The sequence below is a fragment of the Isoptericola halotolerans genome, assembly GCF_045689585.1.
GTDB classification, from domain to species: domain Bacteria; phylum Actinomycetota; class Actinomycetes; order Actinomycetales; family Cellulomonadaceae; genus Isoptericola; species Isoptericola halotolerans_B.
This window is the reverse complement of sequence record NZ_CP140108.1, coordinates 2,454,592-2,476,713: the sequence shown is the minus strand read 5'-3', so window position 1 is coordinate 2,476,713 and position 22,122 is coordinate 2,454,592. Positions and strand designations below refer to the sequence as shown.

Genomic DNA, 22,122 nt, shown 5'->3' with positions numbered 1-22,122 from the left:
AGGTCTCAGCCACGCGGGTCCCCCACGTCTCCTCGGTCACTCGTGCCCTCCAACAAGCCGTGCGCCGCCACGTCACCGATCACGATCACCGCCGGCGCCCGCACGCCGAGCTCGTCGGCGCGCTTCGCCGCCAGGTCCAGCCCGACGCGCGTCACCCGCTGGTCCGGCGTCGATCCCCGTTCCACGATCGCCACGGGTGTGTCCGGGGACGCTCCGGCGTCGAGCAACCGGGTCACGATCGCCGGGAGCGCGGACACGCCCATGAGGATCACCAGCGTAGCCGCCCGCTGCGTGACGCAGCCCGCCGCCACGTCGTCGAGCTCCTGCTCACCGGCCCGCGTGTGGGCGGTGACGACGTGGAACGCCGTCGTCGTCCCCCGGTGGGTCACCGGGACGCCGGCGAGCGCCGGCACGGCCAGCGCGGACGAGACGCCGGGCACGACGTCGACGGCGACTCCCGCGGCCACGCAGGCCGCGTACTCCTCGCCGCCGCGCCCGAAGACGAACGGGTCGCCGCCCTTGAGCCGCACCACCCGCCGCCCGGCCCGGGCGTGGCGGACGAGCAGCGCGTTGATGCCGTCCTGCGGGACCTTGTGCCGGCCGGGTGCCTTGCCCACGTCGACCACCTCGACGTGCTCGCCCAGGTCGTCGAGCACCTCCACCGGCACCAGCCGGTCGTGGACGACGACGTCGGCCCGCGCGACGGCGCGCCACGCCCGGTACGTGAGCAGGTCGGCCGCGCCGGGGCCGGCGCCGACGAGGGTGACGTGCCCGCCCGCGGTCATGTCAGGCCGATCCTGCGACGTCGAGGTGCACGACGCCGTCGCGCACCTCGGCGGCGAAGGCTTCGAGGTGGGCGCCGAGCCCGGGCTTCGGCGTCTTGCCGCCCGCCTCGAGGCACTGCCCGGAGGCCAGGGCGAAGACCTGCTTGTAGACGGGCGAGGCCACGGTGGGCTCCTCGCCCCGGCTGCCGACGATGCCGCGGGACATCACGTTCGCCCCGGAGTACGGGTCGAGCTGCTGGACGGCTCGCACGGAGTCGTCCAGGAGCCGGAAGACCGCGACCTGGACGGTCGAGCCGTCGCCGCGCTCCAGCAGGGCGGCGGCCCCGCGCTCGGGCACGAGGTCGTCGAGCCGGCACACGGCGGTCCAGCGGGTGGTGTGCGGGGTGTCGGTCGGGCTGTTGACGACGGTCATGCGCGGACCTCCAGCGTGGAGCCGGCCACGAGGACCGGTCCGGTGAGCGAGGGGTCGACGGGCCCGTCAGGCCCGGCGGCGATCTCCTCGGGGGTGGCGGGACGCTTCTGCCCCCGCTCGGCGACGTACGCGAGGGCGGGGTCCGGCGTCGTCGGCGCGTTGACGAACGACCCGAACCGGGCGAGCTTCTCGGGGTCCTCCAGCACGGCCTTCCACTCGTCCTCGTACCCCTCGACGTGGGCGGCCATGGCGGCGTCGAGGTCGTCGGCGATGCCGAGGGAGTCGGCCAGGATGACCTCGCGGATGGCGTCGAGGCCGCCCTCGTACTCCTCCACCCAGGGCGCGGTGCGCTGCAGGCGGTCCGCGGTGCGAATGTAGAGCATGAGGAACCGGTCGATGGCGCGCAGCATCTCGTCGGACGCAAGGTCCTCGGCCAGGAGCTGGGCGTGCTTCGGCGTCTGACCGCCGTTGCCACCGACGTAGACGTTCCAGCCCTTGTCGGTCGCGATGACGCCGACGTCCTTGCCGCGGGCCTCGGCGCACTCGCGGGCGCAGCCCGAGACACCCATCTTGAGCTTGTGCGGCGAGCGCAGGCCGCGGTACCGCAGCTCCAGCTCGACGGCCATGCCGACGGAGTCCTGCACCCCGTAGCGGCACCACGTGGAGCCCACGCAGGACTTCACGGTGCGCAGGGACTTGCCGTAGGCGTGCCCGGACTCGAAGCCGGCGTCCACCAGGCGCTTCCAGATCTCGGGGAGCTGTTCGACGCGGGCGCCGAACATGTCGATGCGCTGGCCGCCGGTGATCTTCGTGTAGAGGCCGAAGTCCTTCGCGACCTGCCCGACGACGATCAGCCCCTCGGGCGTCACCTCCCCGCCCGGCATCCGCGGCACCACGGAGTACGTGCCGTCCTTCTGCATGTTGGCGAGCATGTGGTCGTTGGTGTCCTGCAGCGCCGCCTGCTCGCCGGACAGGATGTGCCCGTTGCCGAGGCTGGCGAGGATCGAGCCGACCACCGGCTTGCAGATGTCGCAGCCGCGACTGAGGAGTGAGCTTGCGAGCCCCGCAGGATCGCGGCCGTCAGCAGAGCCGCGACTGAGGAGTGAGCTTGCGAGCCCCGCAGGATCGCGGCCGTCAGCAGAGCCGCGACTGAGGAGTGAGCTTGCGAGCCCCGCAGGATCGCGGCCGTCAGCAGAGCCGCGGCCCGGGCTCGCGGACGGCTCGGCGCGCACGCCGAACCGCTCGATGATCTCGCTGAAGGAGTGCAGGCCCGCGACCCGCGCGGCGTCGAAGAGCTGGGCGCGGGACAGCTCGAAGTGCTCGCACAGCGCGCTGGAGACCTCGATGCCCGCCTTGGTCATCTCCGTCTCGGTGATCTTCTTGACCAGCGGCAGGCAGGCGCCGCAGGTGGTGCCCGCCCGCGTGCAGCTCTTGACGTCCCCGACAGAGGTGCAGTCGTGGTCGGTCACCGCACCGCGGATCGTGCCCGCCGAGACGTTGTTGCACGAGCAGACGTTCGCCTCGTCGGGCAGCTCGAGGTCCGGCGCACCGCCGCCCTCGGGCAGGAGGAACGCGGCCGGGTCGCCCGGGAGCTCGGCGCCGAGCATCGGTCGCAGCGAGGCGTACGGCGCGGCGTCGCCGACGAACACACCGCCGAGCAGCGTCCGCGCGTCGTCGGACATGACGAGCTTCTTGTAGACGCCCGCGGTGGGGTCCGCCCACACGATCTCGATGCAGTCCTCGGTGCGGCCGTGCGCGTCGCCGAAGGACGCGACGTCGACGCCGGACAGCTTGAGCTTGGTCGCGGTGTCCGCGCCGGGGAACTCGGCGTCGCCACATAGGAGCCGGTCGACGACGACCTCCGCCATGGTGTTGCCGGGCGCCACCAGACCGAGGCAGCGACCCTCGATGCAGGCGACCTCGCCGATGGCCCACACGTGCGGGTCCTCGGTGCGGCAGGTGAGGTCGACGACGGCGCCGCCGCGCTCGCCGATCGGCAGCCCGGCCTCACGGGCGAGCTCGTCACGGGGCCGCACGCCGGTGGCCATGACGACGACGTCGACGTCGAGCCGCCCGCCGTCGGCGAAGTCCATGCGCCCCACGTGGCCGGTGCGGCGGTGCGGCTTCATCTCCTTCGTGGCGGTCTCGACGCGCACCGCGATGCCCTTGTCGTTGATGAGCCGCTTGAGCGCCTGCCCGCCGCCGAGGTCGACCTGGACGCCCATCAGGTGGGTGCCGAACTCGATGACCGTCGCCTGGGCGCCGAGCGCCTTGAGCGCGCCGGCGGCCTCCAGCCCGAGCAGGCCGCCGCCGATGACGGCGCCCCGCACCGGCTTGTCGACCACGCCGCCGCGGGTCGTGACCTTGTTGGCCTCCCGCTTGGCTTCGACCCAGCCGCGCAGCTCGGCCACGTCGTCGATGGTGCGGTAGACGAACACGCCGGGCAGCTCGTTGCCGGGGATCGGGGGACGCGCCGCGTTCGAGCCGGTGGCCAGCACCAGCTCGTCGTAGGGGTGGACGGTCCCGAGGCGGTCGGTGACGGTCCGGGCCTCGCGGTCGATGGCGACGACCTTGCAGTCGCGGTGCAGGTCCACCAGCGGGTCGTCCCAGAGCGCCGGGTCGCCGAGGGTGAGCTCCTCGGCGTCGCGGACCTCGAAGTAGCGGGTCAGGCCGACACGGTCGTACGGCTTGCGGGGCTCCTCGGCGAAGAGGCTCACGCGCCACTCGCCGGCGGTGTCGCGGGCACGCAGGGCCTCGACGAAGCGCTGCGCGACCATGCCGCCGCCGACGACGACGACGTGGCGCCGGCCGTCGCGCTGGACTGAGGTGGGGGGCTCGCTGGTCATGTCCCGAACCTAGGCAGCCGCGGTGACCGCACCGTCAGGGGGTGGTTACCCCACGGGAACATCTTGCTCACGCGGGGTCCGCGATCCGTGAGAGGAGCCCGACACACCAGCCGTCCGCGTACCCTCGTGCGATGACAGCACCGAAGCATCAGGTCCAGTGGTTCGTGACGGGGCAGGGAGCGGTGCTGCAGGCGTCAGCACCGGTCGACGACCCCGGAGCGCGCACGTACGTGCGCTACGAGGCGAGCCGACCGGTGGACCTGGACACCCTGTACGCGCTCGAGGAACGGTTCGCCACCTTTCGGGCCCGCTCGGACAAGGGCACCGGGGCCCTCCTGGTGCTCCTGGGCGTGGCGGCCGTCGGTGTGGTGGCCGGATGGCTCGTGCTGCCCTGGTTGGGCGTGAGCGACGACGTGGCGGGCACGCTCCTGGTCGCGTCGGCCGTCGTGCTGGCCCTTGCCTTCCTGGCCAGCGCCGTCCTGCCAGGGCTCGTGCGCCGCCACGTCGAGCGGATGTACGTCGACTCCGGACTGGTGTCGGCAGTTCCTCGAGCTCTCCGGCGCACGCAGGCCGAGGAGCTCGTCGCCGCACCGGGCACTGCCGCCGGGCACGTGAGCCTGATGTAGCGGTCGTCCCCGACGAGGCACCCGACGACGTGAGCACGATGACGTGTGCCAGGTGACGCGAGCAGCCGCTTAAACACTTAAGCATCTTCCGCCGTCCGCCGTCGTCGGGCACGGTGACCGTGCCAGGGACCCGACCGGGAGGACCCCACCATGCACCGACACACCCGCACCGTCGCGGGCGTCGCGGCCGCCACGCTCGCCGCCGGAGGCCTCGGCACGCTGGCCGCGCACAGCGCCGCCGCCGACGAGCCACCCGGCATCCACGTCGCCGACGGCCGCATCGTCGAGGCCGACGGCACCGACCTCGTGCTGCGCGGCGTGAACCACCCGCACGCCTGGTACACGCACACCACCGCCCAGGCGCTGGCCGACACCAAGTCCGTCGACGCCAACGCCGTCCGCGTCGTCCTCGCCAGCGGCGACCGCTGGACCCGCACCGACGCCGCCGAGGTGGCGACCATCGTCGACGAGTGCGAGACCGACCGGCTGATCTGCCAGCTCGAGGTGCACGACACCACCGGCTACGGCGAGCAGGCCGGCGCCGCCACGCTCGACCAGGCGGCCGACTACTGGGAGTACCTCTACCCCACCCTCGCCGGCAGCGAGGGCCACGTCATGGTCAACCTCGGCAACGAGCCCTACGGCAACGACGCCGCCACCAACGCCGGCTGGGCGGACGACACCTCCGCCGCCGTCCAGCGGCTGCGAGACGTCGGCTACGAGCAAGCCCTCGTGGTCGACGCCCCGAGCTGGGGCCAGGACTGGGCACACATCATGCGGGACCAGGCCACCGATGTCGCCGCGGCCGACCCCGACGGCAACACGATCTTCTCCGTGCACATGTACGGCGTGTACAGCCAGGGGTCCACGGTCACGCAGTACCTCGAGCACTTCGTGGACGCCGGGCTGCCGCTGATGATCGGCGAGTTCGGGTACACCCACTCCGACGGGTCGGTGGCCTACGACACGATCCTCGCCGAGACCGAACGGCTCGGGATCGGCTGGCTCGCCTGGTCCTGGAGCGGCAACGGCGGCGGCGTCGAGTACCTCGACCTCGTCGAGGGCTTCGACGTGGACTCGCCGTCCTCGTGGGGCGAGCGGATCTTCACCGGCCCGGACGGGCTCTCCGAGACGTCCGTCGAGGCCTCGGTCTTCGGCGGCGCTCCGGACCCGGACCCGACGCCGGACCCCACTCCGGACCCCGACCCCGAGCCGGGTGCCTGCACGGCCGAGCTCACCGTGGCCAACGCCTGGCAGGGCGGCTACCAGGGTCAGGTCACCGTCACCGCGGACGCCGAGGCGATCACCGGCTGGAGCACCACGCTGCCTGCGGTCGACGTCGACCAGCTCTGGGGCGGCACCCTGGCCGACGACGGCGTCACCGTCACCCACGCGCCCTGGAACGGCGCGCTCGCCGCCGGTGCGACGGCGTCGTACGGGTTCATCGGCTCCGGTGCCGCGCCGTCGGACGCCGACGTCGACTGCTCGGCCGGCTGACGGCAGCCGACGTAGCGCTGGTTCACCCTTCACCGGTCGATGGCTGATCGAGAACAGCGCCAGGTACGTGCGGCGTAGCGCTGGTTCACGCTTCACCGGCTGAAGCGTGAACCAGCGCTACGCCGGGCTCGACCGGCGCCCCGCCGTCGCGCGTCGCGGCCAGCCAGTCGGCCAGCCCGCAGACTGCCTCGCGGCAGCTCCCGCAGCCCGTCGTGGCGCGCGTGGCGGTCGCGATGTCGTCCGCCGAGCGGGCGCCGTCGTCCCAGCAGGCCGTGATGTCGTACTTGGTGACGCCGTTGCAGCGGCAGACGGTCGCGTCGTCGGGCATGTGCTCGGGCGACGACGCGGGCTCCGCGCTCGGCATGACCGGGGTCAGGAGCAGGAACGCGGGGTCCACCGGGACCGGGGTGCGCCGGGTGTACGCCGCGGTGAGGTCCGCGGCGACCCGGGGGTCGCCCACGCAGGTGGCCCCCACGAGGATCCCGTCGGCGACGACCGCCTCGACGTAGCGGCCGGCCGCCGGGTCGTGCAGGGTGACGGCCCGGTGCCCGGGCTCCGTCGTGTCCCGGCCCCCGCTGACGCCCATGGCGACGACGCTCAGGGCGCCCGCCTTGACCTTCACCACGTCGGTGCCGCGCGTGTCCACCCCCGCGCCGGTGGGTGTCCGGGTGGCGAGCAGCGTGCCGAGGCGCACCGCCATCGACGGCCGTTCGCCCTCGTGCGGGAAGCGCAGGTGCTCGCGCGGACCGCTCTGCCGCTTGGCGACCTCGGCCCGGAACGCGACCCGCGAGGCCAGGTGCTCCGCCAGCCGCCGCGCCTGGTCCCAGCCTTCGGCCACCAGCCCACGCGAGCCCTGCGGCGGCCGTGCGCAGTCGCCGACGGCGAAGACGCGGGGATCGTCCGGACTGGCCAGGTCGTGCCCGACGACGATCCCGCGGTCGGTGGTCAGCCCGGCGTCGCGGGCGATCTCGGCCTCCGGCACCGTGCCCGTCGCCAGCACGACGAGCCCGGCGCCCACCACCTCGCCGTCGGCCCCGTCCCCATCGGCCGCACCATCGACCGCACCCGCGGGACGGTGCAGGCGGACGCCGACGACGCGCCCGCCCGCCACGAGCACCTCGCTGGGCCGCGCGCCGGTACGCAGCGTGACGCCCGCCTCCCGCAGGCCCGCCGCGAGGACGGAGCCCGCCGCCGTGTCGAGCTGGCGGGACATCGGCGCCGGCGAGGTGTCCACCAGCGTCACCTGCAGCCCCCGGCCCGCCAGCCCGTACGCCGCCTCGACGCCCAGCACCCCGCCGCCGACGACGACCGCCCGCGGCGTGTTGACGCTCGCGGCCACGATCTCGCGCGCGTCGTCGAGGGTGCGCAACGCGTGCGCCCCCGCCGGGAGCCGCACCTCGCCGTCGTCGCCGACCAGCCCCGGCACGGGGAAGACCCGGGGCCGCGAACCGGTCGCGAGGACGAGATGGTCGTAGGCGTGCACGGCCCCGGCGGAGTCCGTGACCGTGCAGGCGTGCCGGTCCACGCGGACCGCGGTGACCCCCCGCAAGGTCGTCACGTGGTCACCCGACGGCTCCGGCATCGTGATCGCCGCGACATCGGTCCGCCCGGCGACCACGTCGCTGAGCAGCACCCGGTTGTACGGCTCGTACGGCTCCGCGCCGAGCACCGTGATGTCGAAGGACTCGGCGCTGCGGCGGACCAGCTCGTCCACCAGGCGCGAGCCGACCATCCCGTGTCCGACGACCACGATCTTCAGCGGCACGTGGAGCGTCATACCGGCACCTCCTGTGCGTCGTGCGTGTCGCGTGCGCCGTCGCCGTGCGACGCCGGCGGGACCGGGACGACGCTGACCGCGCACACCTTGAACTCGGGCATCGAGGAGATCGGGTCGACGGCGTCGCTGGTGATCCGGTTGACGCTGCCCGACCCGCTCCAGTGGAACGGCATGAAGACGGTGTCGGGCCGGACGACGTCGGTCCACCGGGCGGTGGCCTCCACGGCGCCGCGCGCCGAGGTGACCCGGACACGGGCGCCGTCGGCCACTCCCGTGCGCAACCCGAGCTGCGGGTGCAGCTCGACGTACGGCTCGGGCACGATCCGGTCCAGCTCCGGCACCCGGCGGGTCTGCGCACCCGACTGGTAGTGCTGCAGCACCCGGCCCGTGACGAGGTAGGTCGGGGCGTCGGCGCGGACGTCGTCCGTCGGCCCGGCGTGGTCCACCGGGACCATGCGCGCCCGGCCGTCGGGGGTCGCGAAGGCGTCGAGGAACATCCGCGGCGTCCCGGGGTGCTCCGCCTGCCCCGAGCTGTCAGGACCGGCGCTCGCCATACTCCGCCCTGGTCCTGACAGCTCGGGCGAGGGAAGTGCCGGGCACGGCCAGTACAGGCCCGGCTCCCCGGCCTCCTCGGCGGCGTCGAGCCGGTCGTGGGACAGCCCGGAGTAGTCCGCGACCCCACCGGCCGAGGCCCGGGCGAGCTCGTCGAAGACCACGGCCGGGTCCGTGGGGAACGCGACGTCCGAGCCGAGCCGGCGGGCGAGCTCGGCGAACAGCCACAGCTCGGAGCGCGCCTCCCCCGGTGCGTCGACCGCCCGACGACGCCGGATCACCCGACCCTCCAGCGACGTCATCGTGCCCTCCTCCTCGGCCCACTGGGTCACCGGCAGCACGACGTCCGCCAGCCGCGCCGTCTCCGAGGGCACGAAGTCGCACACGACCAGCAGGTCCAGCGCCTCCAGGCGCTCGCGGACCCGGTCGGCGTTGGGCGCCGAGACCAGCACGTTCGAGCCGTGCACGAACAGCGCACGCGGACCTCCGGGGCTGCCGAGCGCGTTGAGCAGCGCGACGGCGGGCAGGCCGGGGCCGGGGATCGTGGCCGGGTCCACGCCCCACACCCGCGCGACGTGCTCGCGGGCGGCCGGGTCGTCGATCTTCCGGTAGCCCGGCAGCTGGTCGTTCTTCTGCCCGTGCTCGCGACCGCCCTGGCCGTTGCCCTGGCCGGTGAGGCAGCCGTAGCCTGCGCCCGGGCGGCCGACCAGTCCGAGCGCCAGGGACAGGTTGATCGCCGCCGTGACGGTCGCGGTCCCCTGGGCGGACTGCTCGACCCCGCGGCCGGTGAGGACGTACGCGCCGCGCCCCCCGCGCGACGGCGCCGCGGCGGCCAGCCGGCGCGCCGTCCTCCGCAGCTCCTCGGCGGGGATGCCGCACACCGTCTCGGCGCGCTCCGGCCACCACGCGGCGACGGACCGCACGACGTCGTCCCACCCGCTGGTGCGCGCCGCCAGGTACTCCCGGTCGGCGAGACCCTCGGCGACGACCACGTGCAGCAGCGCCAGCAGCACCACCATGTCGGTGCCGGGCACCGGCTGCAGGTGGGTCCCCTGACCGTCGTCGGCGAGCCGGGCCGTGGCCGAGCGCCGCGGGTCGACGACCATCAGCCCGCCGCGCTCACGGGCCCCGGCGAGGTGCTGGACGAAGGGCGGCATCGTCTCCGCCGGGTTGGAGCCGAGCAGCAGCACCACCTCGGCACCGCCCAGGTCGGTCAGGGGGAACGGCAGCCCGCGGTCCGCGCCGAAGGCCCGGTTGCCGGCCGCGGCCGCCGAGGACATGCAGAACCGGCCGTTGTAGTCGATGTTCGGCGTCCGCAGCACCGTCCGGGCGAACTTCCCCAGCGCGTACGCCTTCTCGTTGGTCAGACCGCCGCCGCCGAAGATGGCGACCCCCTCGGGTCCGTGCTCGGCCTGGACCGCCCGCACGCGCGACACGACGATCTCGAGCGCCTCGTCCCACGTCGCGGCGGCCAGCTCGCCGTCGTCGCCGCGGACCAGCGGCGTGGTGATCCGGTCCGGCACGCCGAGCACCGTGGCGCTCGTCCACCCCTTCTGGCACAGGCCGCCCGCGTTCGTCGGGAAGTCCCGCGGCGCGACGACCGGCAGGGGCGCGCGCCCGCCGGGGCCCTTCTCCGGCGCGGCGTGCGCGTCCGACGTCGGGGCCCCGGCGGGCGTGAGCGCCATGCCGCACTGCAGGGCGCAGTACGGGCAGTGCGTCAGGGTGGCTGCCGCCGGGGCGGCGCTGCTGCTGCTCATACCCGGGCGGACCCCATCGTGCTCCGACGCCGCCCGTAGACGGCCCAGGTGACCAGCGCCATGACCACGTAAGCACCGATGATCACCCAGAGGGCAGGGACCAGGGACCCGGTCATGGTGTCCGACATCGCGAACCCGCGCGGGATGAGGAACCCGCCGAAGGCACCGACGGCGCCCGCGATCCCGATGCAGCCCGCCGCGGCCTTCGCCGTGGCGGCACCGCCGCCCCCGACCTTCGCGACCCGGAAGGCGGCGGGGATCATCCGGTAGACCGACCCGTTGCCGACCCCTGTCGCCACGAAGAGCAGCATGAACGAGCCGAAGAACAGGGCGAACGAGCCCGTCCCGAGCGCCTGGATCGCTCCCAGCGCGCCGACGATCATCACCACGAAGCTCGCCACGCTGACGACGGCACCGCCGAGACGGTCGGCGACCCAGCCGCCCAGGGGGCGGGTCAGCGACCCGACGAGCGCCCCCATGAACGCCAGCGACAGCGTCACGTCCGGGAACTCGCGGGCGAGCAGCGTGGGGAACGCGCCGGCGAAGCCGACGAAGCTGCCGAAGGTCCCGATGTAGATGAACGAGATGACCCAGGTGTGCTTCTCGCGAGCGGCCGCCCCGAAGGACCGAGGGTCGGCCTTGGCGGTGCCCAGGTTGTCCATGAGCCGCCGCGCCAGGATCACCGCGAGCAGGATGAACGGGACGAACACCAGGCCCGCCCGCTGCAGGGACACGCCGGCCGCGGTCACGATGACGAGCGGCACGACGAACTGCACCGCCGCCGTGCCGATGTTGCCGCCCGCCGCGTTCCAGCCGAGCGCGGCGCCCTTCTCCTTCTCCGGGAAGAAGAACGAGATGTTCGCCATCGAGGAGGCGAAGTTGCCGCCGCCGAAGCCCGCGAGCGCCGCCACGAGGAGCAGCACGCCGAACGAGGTCTCGGGGCGTTGCACCACCCACACCAGCGCGAGCGCCGGGATGAGGAGCAGACCCGCCGAGATCATGGTCCAGTTGCGCCCGCCGAACACCGGGACGGCCAGGGTGTACGGCACGCGCAGTGCGGCGCCGACGAGGGCCGGCAGGCCGATGAGCCAGAACGTCTGGTCGGCGGTCAGGTCGAACCCTGCCGCGGGCAGCTGCGGCACGACGATCGACCAGATCGCCCAGACGCAGAACCCCAGGAACTCGGCGAAGATCGACACGACGAGGTTGCGACGGGCGATCCGACGCCCACCGTTGCGCCAGAAGACCGGGTCCTCGGGGTCCCAGTGGTCGATCCACCGACCCGAGCGGTGCACGGGCCGGCGCGGAGGCGCATCGGCGACGACCGGGCCGGCCGTCTCGGCGGTGGTGGCGGTGCTCTCGGGCACCACCTCGGACGAGGTGGTCCCACTCGTCGGAGCAACCATCGTCGTTCTCCCATCCGTGCTCGTGCCCGGCGACGCCGGGCGGGGCCACGGCTACCGACGGGTGTCGGGTGCCGGACCGGCGCGACGTCGTGCCGGTGAGGACGACAGTAGGAAGCGGGTGTTTCGTCGTGCCGCGCGACGGCGTGAACTCTCGATGAGGCGAATCTCTCAACCGAGCGGGAGCATGTGTGAGGTCTCTGCCGGGGACCTCGTCAACCTCACAGGGCCCGGGATCCTACCGTGAGATCGTCGCTGCACCCCGGACACATCGGCGGCCTACGGTGACGGTATGACCGGTCCGACGCCGCGTACCATCGCCGAGCACGTCACAGCGACGCTCGCCCGCGTCCGCCCGCTCGCGACGGTCGAGACGTCGCTCACGCAGCTCGACGTCCTGGGCCTCGCCCTCGCGCACGACGTCGTCGCGGCGGCCCCCGTGCCAGCCTTCGACAACTCCGCCATGGACGGCTACGCGGTGCGGCGAGCCGATCTGCCCGACGACGGCACGGAGGTCACGCTGCCGGTGCTGGCCGACGTCCGTCCCGGCCACCCGTCCCCTGCTGTGGGTATCGAATCTCCCGCGGCGGACCGGTCCGCCGCGGGAGATTCGATACCCACAGCGTGGCGAGGGGTGGTGCGGATCATGACCGGCGCTCCCCTGCCCGCGGGGTTCGACGCCGTCGTGCCCGTCGAGCGCACCTCGACCGGCCGGTTCGTCGCCGGCCGCCCGACGACGGAACGGACCGTCACGCTCGGTCGCCAGCTGCGCGAGCACGTCCGACGCGCGGGGACCGACGTCGCGGGCGGTGACCTGCTCGCCGCCGCCGGGGACACCGTCACCCCCGGCCTCGTCGCCGTCGCCGCGGCGGCCGGGCTCACCGCCCTGCCGGTGCACCGGCGTCCCCGCGTCGCCGTGCTCTCCACCGGCTCCGAGCTCACCCGCCTCGGCTCGACCGCCCCGGGTACCGTCCCGGACTCGAACTCCCTCATGCTGGCCGCGCTCGCCCGGCAGGCCGGTGCGGACGTCGTGCGCGTCGGCGCGGTCCCCGACGCCGCCGACGCCCTGACGGCCGCCCTCGACCGCGTCGCGGACGTCGACCTGGTCGTGACCTCCGGCGGCGTCTCGGCCGGGGCCGGCGACGTCGTGCGGGAGGTTCTCGCCGGTGGCGCCCCCACCGACGTCGACGTCTCCGCGGTGGCGATGCGGCCCGGCCGCCCGCAGGCGCTGGCCACCTGGCGCGGCGTGCCGTGGATCGCCGTCCCGGGCAACCCCGTCAGCGCCTTCGTGTCGTTCACCCTGTTCGCCGCGCCGGCGCTGCGCCGCCTCGCGGGCCGACCCGACAACGCGCCGCTGCGCACGGCCCGGGCCGCCGCCGCCTGGACGTGCCCGCCCCGCGCGGAGCAGGTGCTCCCCGTCACCACCGGGCCCGACGGCGTCATCCCGGCCGCGCACGACGGGCACCATCTGGCCGCGCTGCCCCGCGCGGACGCCCTCGCCGTCGTCCCGCCCGGCACCGGGCAGGTCGCGGTCGGCGACGAGGTCACGGTCCTCCCGCTCGCCGGGGTGCAGCCATGAGGTACGACGCCGTGATCCTCGCCGGCGGGCGCGCCCGTCGCCTCGGCGGCGCCCCCAAGGAGGGCGTCGTGGTCGGCGACGCCACCCTGCTGGAGCACGCGCTGGCCGCGACCGTCGGGGCGGTGCTGACCGCCGTCGTCGGACCGGAGGACGTGAGGCTGCCGGAGCACATGCGCCGCACCCGCGAGGACCCGCCGTTCGGGGGTCCCGTGGCCGGCATCGACGCCGGCCTGCGGACGCTGGACCGGCCGGACGCGCCGCCGTGGGTGCTGGTGCTCGCGGTCGACGTACCCGGCGCCGGTGCCGCCCTGCCCGCGCTGCGCGCCGCCGTCGCGCAGGGTCACCCGACCGACGGCGCGCACCTGGTGCGCCACGGCCGCGCCCAGTGGCTGGTCGGTCTCTACCGCCGGGACGCCCTCGCGGCGGCGCTGCGCGACATCGACCCGCACGGCGCACCGGTGCGCGCGCTCGTCGCCGCTCTCGACCTGGTCACCGTGCCCGACGACGTCGGGGCGAGCGACGACGTCGATACCTGGGAGGATAGGGACCGGCTCACCGCACGTCAGCAGGTCCACCACACGGCGGACGACGCAGAGGAGGAAGCGCGATGACGCAGGACACCCCGACCGCGGTCGCCCGCTGGGTCGAGGCCGTCGAGGCCGAGCTGGAGCTGCCCGCCGGCAGCATCGACGTCACCGAGGTGCTCGACCTCGCCCGGGACGCCGCGCACCACGTCGCCCGACCGGCCGCACCGGTCACCACCTACCTGGTCGGCTACGCGCGCGGGCTCGCCGCCTCGTCCGGCCGCCCGACGCCCGACGAGCAGGTCGCCGCACGCGTCTCGCGGCTGGCCCTGGGCTGGCAGCCCGACCCCACCTGAGAGGCCCGTGATGTCCGTCGACCTCGGAATCCCCACGCTTCCCACCCGGTGGCGGGACGCCGGGCTGCCCGCCGAAAGACCGGCCGAGCCCGGCCTGGTGGACCGCTACGGTCGGGTCGCCACCGACCTGCGCGTCTCGCTCACCGACCGCTGCAACCTGCGCTGCACCTACTGCATGCCGGCCGAGGGGCTGCCGGCGCTGCCGAAGGACTCGGTGATGACGCGCGCCGAGATCGCCCGGCTCGTCGGGGTCGCGACCCGCGAGCTCGGGGTGCGCCAGGTGCGGTTCACCGGCGGAGAGCCCCTGCTGCGCCGTGACCTCGTGGACGTCGTGCGCGACGTCGCGGCCCTGGACCTGCGTCCGGAGATCAGCCTGACGACGAACGCCGTCGGCCTGGAGTCCCGGGCGGACGCGCTGCGCGACGCCGGCCTCGACCGGGTCAACGTCTCGCTCGACACGCTGGACCCCGACACGTTCGCCACCCTGGCCCGGCGCCCCTTCCTCGAACGGACGCTGGCCGGCATCGACGCCGCCGCCCGCGTGTTCGACCTCGTCAAGATCAACGCCGTGCTGGTGCGCGGCGTCAACCTGGACCACGCCGCCGACCTGCTCGCCTGGTCGCTGGAACGGGGCTTCGAGCTGCGGTTCATCGAGCAGATGCCGCTCGACGCGGACCACTCCTGGGACCGCTCCGCGATGGTCACCGCCGCCGAGGTGCGGAGGCTGCTGGGGCAGCGGTTCGCGCTGGCCCCCGACGTCGAGCCGCGCGACGGTGCACCCGCCGAACGCTTCGAGGTGCGGTCGCCGGCCTCCGGGCAGCGGCTGGGGCGCGTGGGCATCATCGCCTCGGTGACCGAGCCGTTCTGCGGAGACTGCCGGCGCACCCGGCTCACCGCCGAGGGCGGGGTCCGCGACTGCCTGTTCGCCCACACCGAGACGGACCTGCTCGGCCCGCTGCGCGCCGGAGCGTCCGACGACCAGCTCGCCGACCTGTGGCGCACGGCCATGTGGGGCAAGGGCGCCGGGCACGGGATGGACGACCCCTCGTTCCTCCAGCCCGACCGCACGATGAGCGCGATCGGGGGCTGAGATGGTCGAGCTGCGCTACTTCGCGGCGGCCCGGGCGGCGTTGGGCCGGTCCGGCGAGTCGCTGACCGTGCCCGACGGCGCCACCGTCAGCGACGTCGTCGGCCGCGTCACGCAGGGCTCGCCGGGGGCGGCCCCGGTGCTGTCCCGCTGCTCGGTGCTGCTGGACGGCCGCCGGGCCGCGCCCGGCGACGTCGTGCCCGACGGCGCGACGCTCGACCTCCTGCCGCCCTTCGCCGGCGGCTGACCCGACCCGCAGGTCTCACGGACGGTAGGGACCGAACCGGAAGCCTGGCGGCAGCGGTGGCCGGTTTCGGGCGTCTTGTGACGGCCCGTCGTACTCGGGCTGCGCGGCCCGCGGGTCGGTGGGCACGACGTCGATCCCGGGCGTCCGGACCAGTGCGCCGACGGCGCCGGTCGACGCGCCGATGCCCGCCCAGTGCGGGTCGACGTCGCAGGCCATGACCCAGGCACGGTCCTCGGGCCAGACCATGGCCGGCGGCCGACCCCGCCCGGACAGCACCGACCGGCCGGGCTCGAGGTCGTCGGCGTCCCCGGCCAGGAGCGCGCACTCCGGCCGGTCCGGGAGGTCGAGCATCTGACCGGGCGGGACGTCGTCGGACATGCCGTCGCCCAGCCACACCGCGAAGTAGACCCGATGCGGTGTCGTCGTCCAGCGGGTCAGGACCCGCAGCACCCGCGCGCCCCACTCCCCTTCCGACTCCACATGGACGGGCTCGTCGTCGACGTCACCCTCGTGCTGGCCGGGGGCCGTCGGGTCCGGGATGAGGCGCAGCCGGGCGGACGCCTCGAAGACGTCCGGCCCGAAGGTCAGCAGCTGCCAGGTGGGCGTGCTGGACCGGATGATCCAGTCGGCGGCGGACAGGTCGGTGCAGCGCTGCAGGGACATGGCGGCAACCTACCGCCGCACCGACCGCCGTCGCGGCGGGCTACTGGGAGGCCCGGTGGGCGCGGATGACCTCGGCGGCCTGCGGGAGCACGTCGGCCAGGTCACCGACGACCGCGAAGTCGCAGATCTCGAAGATCGGCGCCTCGGGGTCGTTGTTGACCGCGACGATCACCTGGGAGGCCTGCATCCCGCCGCGGTGGTGCGGCGCCCCCGAGATGCCCGCACCGATGTAGAGGCGGGGCGCGACCGTCACGCCGGTCTGCCCGACGTACCGGTCGAACCAGCCCTCGAAGACGGCGTCGCGCGAGGCGCCGACCGCCGCACCCAGGGCGTCGGCGAACTCCTGGACGGGACCGAAGTCGCCGTCGGTGCCCCGCCCGCCGGCCACGACGATCGCCGCCTCCTCGAGCGTGGGACGGTCCGAGTCACGAACGGTCGCCGTCCGGGCCGTGACGGTGGGCAGCGGCGCGCCGACCTCCACCGCGAAACCCTCGACCTCGGTCGCGACCGCGGCATCGGCGGGCTGGGCGACGACGGCGTTGGCGCGGACGGTCAGCACGGCCACGTCGGTGGTCACCCGGCTCGAGGTGTCCCACGTCCCGGCGAAGACCCGCTTGGCGGCCACCACGTGACCGGCGGCGTCCTCGGCGACCCCGGCGGCGTCGATGACGACACCGGCGTCGAGGGCACGCCCCGCCAGGGCGGCGGCCTCCTTGGCGGCGAACGTCGACGGTGCCAGCACGACGTCGGCGTCGGTGAGGCGGACGGCGGCGGCCAGCACCTCGGCGACGACGGCGGACAGGTGGCGGGCGTCGCCGCGCACCTGCGCGGGCAGCTCGGCCTGGTGCACCGTCTCGACGCCGTACGCACCGAGCTGGGCGAGCACCTCGACGCCGGGCGACTCCAGGGTGACCGCCTCGACCCGGCCGAGGGAGCGGCCGATCGTGAGCAGCTCGAGCACGCTGGAGCGCACCTCGGTGGCGGGGTCGAGCAGGACCAGGACGGTTCGGTTGTGCGTGGGCTCAGTCATCGGGGCGGCTCCGTTCACACCAGCTCGTTGCGGATGAGGTACTCGGCCAGGGCCTTGCCGCCCTCGCCCTTGTCCTGGACGAGCTCGACCTCGGGCTTCTCGGGCCGCGGGGCAGCGACCGTCGTCTCGGTGCGAGCTGCGGCCTCCCCCGTGGTGGCCGGGTCCAGGCCGATGTCCGCGGCGGACCACGCCTCGATCTGCTTGGTCCGCGCGGCCATGATCAGCTTGAAGTTGGGGAACCGCGGGGTGTTCGCGGTGTCCGCCACCGACAGCACCGCGGGCAGCGGCGCCGTCAGCGTCTCGGTCGCCTCGTCGGTCACGCGCGAGATCTCCAACGACCCGTCGGCGACCGACACCTGCTTGGCGAAGGTCAGCGCGGGCCGGCCGAGCTCGGCGGCGAGCAGCGCCGGCACCACGGAACCCAGCCCGTCGAGGGCGGCCATGCCGGTGACGACCAGGTCCACCGGACCCTCGGCCTCCAGCCGGCGCACCGCGGCCGCGAGCGCCGCCGTCGTGCCGAAGTAGTCCGACCCGGCGATCGCGGCGTCCGAGACCCGGACGCCGCGGTCGACACCCATCTGGAACGACTTGCGCAGCGCGATGTCGCCCTCCGCCGGAGCGACGGTGAGGGCCACGACCTCGGCGGCCTCGCGCTCGTCGTCCGGCAGCGCCTCGACGATGCGCAGGGCGGCCTCGAGCGCGTTCTCGTCGAGCTCGTTGAGCGTGCCCTCGGCCGGGTCGCGCACGACCCGACAGTCCGCGAGCTTCCGCTCCGCGTTGATGTCCGGCACGTACTTGACGAGAACGACGATGCGCACGGGGAACCTTCCGATCCAGGTGCTCGGCGGATGGACGCTGGCGGCACGGAGCCGCCAGGGGCGAGCCTACTCGGCCCGGGCGTTCGGTCCCGTCGTCGTCCGCATCCTGCGACACGGGCCGTGCTCGGCTCGTCGCTGTCGGCGCCCTGGTCCAGGATGGGCCCATGCAGGCCCGCCCCAAGGTCACCCCGCTGACCCGACCCAACCGGACGCGCAGCCACGTCCCCCCGCTCGGTGTGCGCACCACGCCCGACGGCGGCATCGACGTCGCCGTGCTGGCGTCGCACGCCGCCGGGGTGGAGCTGTGCCTCATCGACGTCGTCGCCCCGGACAAGGACGAGCACGACCCGGCGCGGTACGCCGAGCGTCGCGTCGCGCTGGACGGGCCGACCTACGGCGTCTGGCACGGGCACGTCCCCGACATCGCACCCGGGCAGCGCTACGGGTTCCGGGTGCACGGGACCTGGGACCCGGGCGCCGGGATGCGGCACAACCCCGCCAAGCTCCTGCTCGACCCGTACGCGCGTGGCTACCGGGGCGAGGTCGCCTACGTCCCGGCGACGCTGGGCGGAGGCGCGGCCGACGACGGCGGCCCGGACGACGAGGACTCGCTGCCGTACGTACCGCACGCCGTCGTCGTCGCCGATCTCCCCGAGCCTGCTCCGCTGAGCCGCCCGCGCGTGCCCTGGGCCGACACCGTGGTCTACGAGGCCCACGTGCGCAGCCTGACGAAGCAGCACCCCGAGGTCCCCGAGGAGCTGCGCGGCACGTACGCCGGCGCGGCCCACCCGGCGGTGATCGAGCACCTGCGCTCGCTCGGCGTGACGACCCTGGAGCTGCTGCCGGTCCACGCCTCGACGGCCGAGCCCTGGCTGGCGGGCCGGGGTCTGGCGAACTACTGGGGCTACTCGACGATGGGGTTCTTCGCCCCGCACGCCGCGTACGCGACCCGGGCGGCCCAGGAGGCCGGTCCGGCGGCCGTGCTGGACGAGGTGCGCGGCATGGTCCACCTGCTGCACGAGGCGGGCATCGAGGTGCTGCTCGACGTCGTGTACAACCACACCTGCGAGGGTGGGGACGACGCCCTGTTCCTCTCCTGGCGCGGCCTGGACAACCCCCTGTACTACCTGCACGACGGCAACACCCCGGCGCGGCTGGCCGACGTCACCGGGACGGGCAACACGCTGGACTTCCGGCGCACCCGGGTGGTCCAGCTGGCCCTGGACTCGCTGCGCTACTGGGCCGAGGTCGTCGGCGTGGACGGTTTCCGCTTCGACCTGGCGGTCACGCTGGGACGCGACCACGAGGGGTTCACGCCCGACCACCCGTTCCTCGTCGCGCTGCAGACCGACCCGGTGCTGTCCGGGCTCAAGCTCGTCGCGGAGCCGTGGGACGTGGGCCCCGGCGGCTGGCAGACCGGGCAGTTCCCCGCCCCGACGGCCGAGTGGAACGACCGCTTCCGCAACGCCGCCCGCTCGTTCTGGCTCGAGGCGCCCCGCCAGGGCTCCCAGGGGCAGCCCATGCACGGGATGCGCGAGCTGACGACCCGGCTGGCCGGTTCGGCCGACCTCTTCGGGCGTTCGGACCCGCCGCTGATGCGCGGCCCGGTCGCCTCCGTCAACTACGTCACGGCCCACGACGGCTTCACCCTCGCCGATCTGGTGGCGTTCGACCGCAAGCACAACGACGCCAACGGCGAGGACAACCGTGACGGGACGGACGACAACCGCTCCTGGAACCACGGGGTCGAGGGGCACGCGCCGGACGGCGACCACGACGACGCGACCGAACCGTGGTCCGCCGTCGTCCCGCTGCGGCGCCGGTCCCAGCGCAACCTGCTGGCCACCCTCCTGCTGTCGGCCGGCACCCCCATGCTCACGGCCGGGGACGAGATGGGACGCACCCAGGGCGGCAACAACAACGCCTACACCCAGGACTCCCCGGTGTCCTGGCTCGACTGGGACCTGGACGACGCCGGCCGCGAGCTGCTCGCCACGACCCGATTCCTCACGAACCTGCGGGCGGAGCACGCCGCCCTGCGTGCCGAGTCCTTCTTCCTCGGGTCGCCGCGCCCCGGCGAGGAGGTGCCGGACCTGCTGTGGTTCGACGACGCGGGCACCCCGATGGACCACGAGGCGTGGGCCGTCGACGGACGCCGGGTCATCCAGATGCTGCGTCCGGGCCCGGGTCCGGACGAGGCCGACGTCCTGCTGCTGCTCCACGGCGGCCTCGAGGACGCCGACGTCACGCTTCCCGATCCCTTGGACGGCGCCGGGCCGTGGGAGCGCACCTGGAGCTCCACGTGGGACTCGCCGACGGGGCCGGACGAGGCCGACGACGCGGAAGAGCCCGGCCACGTGACGCTGGAGGCGCTGAGCGTCGAGGTGTTCGTGGCGCGGCGCTGACCCCCTGGGATCCCACCGAGACCTCTGACAGACTGCCCGCATGGCAGACGCAGACGTCATCGTCATCGGAGCCGGCCTGTCCGGCCTGGTCACCGCGACCGAGCTCACCGCGGCCGGGCGCCGCGTGGTCCTGCTCGACCAGGAGCCGGAGGCCTCCCTCGGCGGGCAGGCCTGGTGGTCGTTCGGCGGGCTGTTCCTCGTGGACTCCCCCGAGCAGCGCCGCCTCGGGGTCCACGACTCCGCGGAGCTCGCCTGGTCGGACTGGCTCGGGTCGGCCGGGTTCGCCCCGGGTGCGGAGCACGGTGAGGGCCCCGACCGCCACGGGTACGCCTGGGCCAAGCACTACGTCGAGGCCGCCGCCGGCGACCTGCGCGCCTGGCTGCACGCCAAGGGAGTGCGCTGGTTCCCGCTGGTGCAGTGGGCCGAGCGGGGCGGCTACGCCTTCGGTCCGGGGCAGGGCACCGCGCACGGCAACACCGTGCCGCGCTTCCACGTCACCTGGGGCACCGGACCGGCGGTCATCGCGCCGTTCGTCACCGCTGCCCTGGAGGCGCGGTCGGCCGGTCTCCTCGACCTGCGCTTCCGCCGCCGGGTCACCGACCTGGTCGTCACGGACGGCCGCGTCGCCGGTGTGCGCGCCGAGGTCCTGGCCGACGACGGCGCGGTCCGCGGCGCCCCCTCGTCCCGCGAGGTCGTGGGGACCGAGGAGATCGCCGCGGACGCCGTCGTCGTCGCCTCCGGCGGCATCGGCGCCAACCACGACCTGGCGCGCGAACGCTGGTCTCCCGAGCACGGCGAGCTGCCGGACCGGATGCTGTCCGGGGTACCGGACTCCACGGACGGGCTGGTGCTCGGTCACGCCGCCGACGCCGGGGCCGCGCTCGTGCACGAGGATCGGATGTGGCACTACCCCGAGGGGATCGCCAACCACTCGCCGGTCTGGACGAACCACGGCATCCGCATCCTGCCCGGCCCGTCGTCGCTCTGGCTGGACGCCGACGGCGGACGGCTGCCCGCCCCGCTGTTCCCCGGCTTCGACGCCCTGGGCGCCCTGCAGCACGTCACCGCCCGCGGTGACGACCACTCCTGGTTCGTCCTCAACAAGGCGATCATGGACTCCGAGTTCGCCCTGTCCGGCTCCGAGCAGAACCCGGACCTGACGGGCAAGGACGTGCGGCTGCTCGCCCAGCGGGTGCTGCCCGGCGCCGTCGGGCCGGTGGCGAGGTTCGCCGCGGAGTCCCCCGAGTTCCTGTGGGCCGAGACCCCCGAGGAGCTGGCCGGGAAGATGAACGCGCTCACCGAGGCCACCCCGGGGTCGCGCGGGCGGATCGACCCCGCCGCGCTGACCGCCGTCGTCCGCGCGCGGGACGCCCAGGTCGCCTCCGGGCTCGGCAAGGACCCGCAGGTGGTGGCCACGCGGGCAGCGCGCGACTTCCGGGTCGACAGGCTCATCCGCGTCTCACCGCCCCGGCCGCTCACGACGCCCAAGGACGGACCGCTGCTGGCCGTGCGGCTGTCGGTGCTGACCCGCAAGACGCTGGGCGGGCTCTGGTGCGACCCCTCGGGCCGGGTGCTGCGTCCGGACGGGTCGGTGCTCGACGGGCTGTGGGCGGTCGGCGAGGCGGCCGGGTTCGGTGGCGGCGGGGTGCACGGGCACCGCGCCCTGGAGGGGACCTTCCTCGGTGGCTGCCTGCACACGGGGCGGGTCACGGGTCGGGCGCTGGCCGCGGGAACCTCCTGAGGCGCGTCGGACCTCCT

General features: G+C 74.4%; 18 protein-coding genes. 9 read left to right on the top strand and 9 right to left on the bottom strand.

All coding sequences use genetic code 11. The annotated features are described in order from the left end of the window. Positions 1–5 precede the first annotated feature (5 nt). The 3 genes from cobA to UQW22_RS11450 are packed head-to-tail and all read right to left on the bottom strand — an operon-like array spanning position 6 to position 4,043. Entirely contained in the window at positions 6–785 is a 780-nt protein-coding gene (gene cobA, locus UQW22_RS11460) for a uroporphyrinogen-III C-methyltransferase (RefSeq protein WP_407317107.1), read from the bottom strand. Position 786: 1 nt separating this feature from the next. Next, the gene (gene nirD / locus UQW22_RS11455; protein WP_407317106.1) at positions 787–1,197 is read right to left on the bottom strand and encodes a nitrite reductase small subunit NirD; all 411 of its coding nucleotides are present in this window, start codon (positions 1,195–1,197) and stop codon (positions 787–789) included. Further along, a complete protein-coding gene (locus tag UQW22_RS11450) occupies positions 1,194–4,043 on the bottom strand; it encodes an FAD-dependent oxidoreductase (protein WP_407317105.1) in 2,850 nt (949 codons plus the stop codon). The genes nirD and UQW22_RS11450 overlap by 4 nt, the downstream gene beginning before the upstream one ends. Positions 4,044–4,174: 131 nt before the next feature. Between UQW22_RS11450 and UQW22_RS11445 the strand changes: the two genes are divergently transcribed. Together UQW22_RS11445 and UQW22_RS11440 are read left to right on the top strand one after the other, a co-directional pair. Further along, on the top strand, positions 4,175–4,669 hold the full coding sequence (locus UQW22_RS11445) for a hypothetical protein (RefSeq protein ID WP_407317104.1): 495 nt from the start codon (positions 4,175–4,177) through the stop codon (positions 4,667–4,669). A gap of 150 nt (positions 4,670–4,819) precedes the next feature. After that, the gene (locus UQW22_RS11440) at positions 4,820–6,166 is read left to right on the top strand and encodes a cellulase family glycosylhydrolase (protein WP_407317103.1); all 1,347 of its coding nucleotides are present in this window, start codon (positions 4,820–4,822) and stop codon (positions 6,164–6,166) included. Between the two features lie 85 nt (positions 6,167–6,251). On the opposite strand, the gene UQW22_RS11435 is transcribed toward UQW22_RS11440, so the two are convergent. Genes UQW22_RS11435 through UQW22_RS11425 form a run of 3 tightly spaced genes read right to left on the bottom strand, consistent with a single transcriptional unit; the run spans position 6,252 to position 11,658 of the window. Further along, positions 6,252–7,943, bottom strand: a complete 1,692-nt coding sequence (locus UQW22_RS11435) for an FAD-dependent oxidoreductase (protein WP_407317102.1) — start codon at positions 7,941–7,943, stop codon at positions 6,252–6,254. After that, on the bottom strand, positions 7,940–10,252 hold the full coding sequence (locus UQW22_RS11430; RefSeq protein WP_407317101.1) for a molybdopterin oxidoreductase family protein: 2,313 nt from the start codon (positions 10,250–10,252) through the stop codon (positions 7,940–7,942). Before UQW22_RS11430 ends, UQW22_RS11435 begins: the two co-directional genes overlap by 4 nt. Further along, a complete protein-coding gene (locus UQW22_RS11425) occupies positions 10,249–11,658 on the bottom strand; it encodes an MFS transporter (RefSeq protein WP_407317100.1) in 1,410 nt (469 codons plus the stop codon). Before UQW22_RS11425 ends, UQW22_RS11430 begins: the two co-directional genes overlap by 4 nt. Before the next feature lie 289 nt (positions 11,659–11,947). Here UQW22_RS11425 and glp point away from each other — a divergent pair, with 289 nt between their 5' ends. Genes glp through UQW22_RS11400 form a run of 5 tightly spaced genes read left to right on the top strand, consistent with a single transcriptional unit; the run spans position 11,948 to position 15,448 of the window. Beyond that, positions 11,948–13,234, top strand: a complete 1,287-nt coding sequence (gene glp, locus UQW22_RS11420; protein WP_407317099.1) for a gephyrin-like molybdotransferase Glp — start codon at positions 11,948–11,950, stop codon at positions 13,232–13,234. Further along, on the top strand, positions 13,231–13,845 hold the full coding sequence (locus UQW22_RS11415) for a molybdenum cofactor guanylyltransferase (RefSeq protein WP_407317098.1): 615 nt from the start codon (positions 13,231–13,233) through the stop codon (positions 13,843–13,845). Before glp ends, UQW22_RS11415 begins: the two co-directional genes overlap by 4 nt. Further along, the gene (locus tag UQW22_RS11410; protein ID WP_407317097.1) at positions 13,842–14,114 is read left to right on the top strand and encodes a DUF6457 domain-containing protein; all 273 of its coding nucleotides are present in this window, start codon (positions 13,842–13,844) and stop codon (positions 14,112–14,114) included. Before UQW22_RS11415 ends, UQW22_RS11410 begins: the two co-directional genes overlap by 4 nt. A gap of 10 nt (positions 14,115–14,124) precedes the next feature. After that, positions 14,125–15,204 (top strand): GTP 3',8-cyclase MoaA, encoded by a 1,080-nt coding sequence (gene moaA, locus UQW22_RS11405; RefSeq protein WP_407317096.1) that lies wholly within the window; start codon positions 14,125–14,127, stop codon positions 15,202–15,204. A gap of 1 nt (position 15,205) precedes the next feature. Continuing rightward, complete coding sequence (locus UQW22_RS11400) at positions 15,206–15,448, top strand: MoaD/ThiS family protein (RefSeq protein ID WP_407317095.1); 243 nt, start codon at positions 15,206–15,208, stop codon at positions 15,446–15,448. A 15-nt stretch (positions 15,449–15,463) separates the two neighbouring features. On the opposite strand, the gene UQW22_RS11395 is transcribed toward UQW22_RS11400, so the two are convergent. Genes UQW22_RS11395 through UQW22_RS11385 form a run of 3 tightly spaced genes read right to left on the bottom strand, consistent with a single transcriptional unit; the run spans position 15,464 to position 17,959 of the window. Beyond that, positions 15,464–16,111, bottom strand: a complete 648-nt coding sequence (locus UQW22_RS11395) for a hypothetical protein (RefSeq protein ID WP_407317094.1) — start codon at positions 16,109–16,111, stop codon at positions 15,464–15,466. Between the two features lie 40 nt (positions 16,112–16,151). Then, positions 16,152–17,141, bottom strand: coding sequence for an electron transfer flavoprotein subunit alpha/FixB family protein (locus tag UQW22_RS11390; protein WP_407317093.1), 990 nt, complete (start codon positions 17,139–17,141; stop codon positions 16,152–16,154). Positions 17,142–17,155: 14 nt separating this feature from the next. Then, the gene (locus UQW22_RS11385; RefSeq protein WP_407317092.1) at positions 17,156–17,959 is read right to left on the bottom strand and encodes an electron transfer flavoprotein subunit beta/FixA family protein; all 804 of its coding nucleotides are present in this window, start codon (positions 17,957–17,959) and stop codon (positions 17,156–17,158) included. A gap of 164 nt (positions 17,960–18,123) precedes the next feature. Here UQW22_RS11385 and glgX point away from each other — a divergent pair, with 164 nt between their 5' ends. Next, positions 18,124–20,364 carry a glycogen debranching protein GlgX gene (gene glgX, locus UQW22_RS11380; protein WP_407317091.1) on the top strand — a complete coding sequence of 747 codons (2,241 nt, stop codon included), beginning with the start codon at positions 18,124–18,126 and terminating at the stop codon, positions 20,362–20,364. Positions 20,365–20,404: 40 nt separating this feature from the next. Beyond that, on the top strand, positions 20,405–22,105 hold the full coding sequence (locus tag UQW22_RS11375) for an FAD-binding dehydrogenase (protein WP_407317090.1): 1,701 nt from the start codon (positions 20,405–20,407) through the stop codon (positions 22,103–22,105). Positions 22,106–22,122: the final 17 nt, after the last annotated feature.

What these genes read in the sequence shown, in the direction of transcription:
- cobA (WP_407317107.1), bottom strand. Translation starts at nt 785, where the DNA reads ATGACCGCGGGCGGGCACGTCACCCTCGTCGGCGCCGGCCCCGGCGCG.
- nirD (WP_407317106.1), bottom strand. Translation starts at nt 1,197, where the DNA reads ATGACCGTCGTCAACAGCCCGACCGACACCCCGCACACCACCCGCTGG.
- UQW22_RS11450 (WP_407317105.1), bottom strand. Translation starts at nt 4,043, where the DNA reads ATGACCAGCGAGCCCCCCACCTCAGTCCAGCGCGACGGCCGGCGCCAC.
- UQW22_RS11445 (WP_407317104.1), top strand. Translation starts at nt 4,175, where the DNA reads ATGACAGCACCGAAGCATCAGGTCCAGTGGTTCGTGACGGGGCAGGGA.
- UQW22_RS11440 (WP_407317103.1), top strand. Translation starts at nt 4,820, where the DNA reads ATGCACCGACACACCCGCACCGTCGCGGGCGTCGCGGCCGCCACGCTC.
- UQW22_RS11435 (WP_407317102.1), bottom strand. Translation starts at nt 7,943, where the DNA reads ATGACGCTCCACGTGCCGCTGAAGATCGTGGTCGTCGGACACGGGATG.
- UQW22_RS11430 (WP_407317101.1), bottom strand. Translation starts at nt 10,252, where the DNA reads ATGAGCAGCAGCAGCGCCGCCCCGGCGGCAGCCACCCTGACGCACTGC.
- UQW22_RS11425 (WP_407317100.1), bottom strand. Translation starts at nt 11,658, where the DNA reads ATGGTTGCTCCGACGAGTGGGACCACCTCGTCCGAGGTGGTGCCCGAG.
- glp (WP_407317099.1), top strand. Translation starts at nt 11,948, where the DNA reads ATGACCGGTCCGACGCCGCGTACCATCGCCGAGCACGTCACAGCGACG.
- UQW22_RS11415 (WP_407317098.1), top strand. Translation starts at nt 13,231, where the DNA reads ATGAGGTACGACGCCGTGATCCTCGCCGGCGGGCGCGCCCGTCGCCTC.
- UQW22_RS11410 (WP_407317097.1), top strand. Translation starts at nt 13,842, where the DNA reads ATGACGCAGGACACCCCGACCGCGGTCGCCCGCTGGGTCGAGGCCGTC.
- moaA (WP_407317096.1), top strand. Translation starts at nt 14,125, where the DNA reads ATGTCCGTCGACCTCGGAATCCCCACGCTTCCCACCCGGTGGCGGGAC.
- UQW22_RS11400 (WP_407317095.1), top strand. Translation starts at nt 15,206, where the DNA reads ATGGTCGAGCTGCGCTACTTCGCGGCGGCCCGGGCGGCGTTGGGCCGG.
- UQW22_RS11395 (WP_407317094.1), bottom strand. Translation starts at nt 16,111, where the DNA reads ATGTCCCTGCAGCGCTGCACCGACCTGTCCGCCGCCGACTGGATCATC.
- UQW22_RS11390 (WP_407317093.1), bottom strand. Translation starts at nt 17,141, where the DNA reads ATGACTGAGCCCACGCACAACCGAACCGTCCTGGTCCTGCTCGACCCC.
- glgX (WP_407317091.1), top strand. Translation starts at nt 18,124, where the DNA reads ATGCAGGCCCGCCCCAAGGTCACCCCGCTGACCCGACCCAACCGGACG.
- UQW22_RS11375 (WP_407317090.1), top strand. Translation starts at nt 20,405, where the DNA reads ATGGCAGACGCAGACGTCATCGTCATCGGAGCCGGCCTGTCCGGCCTG.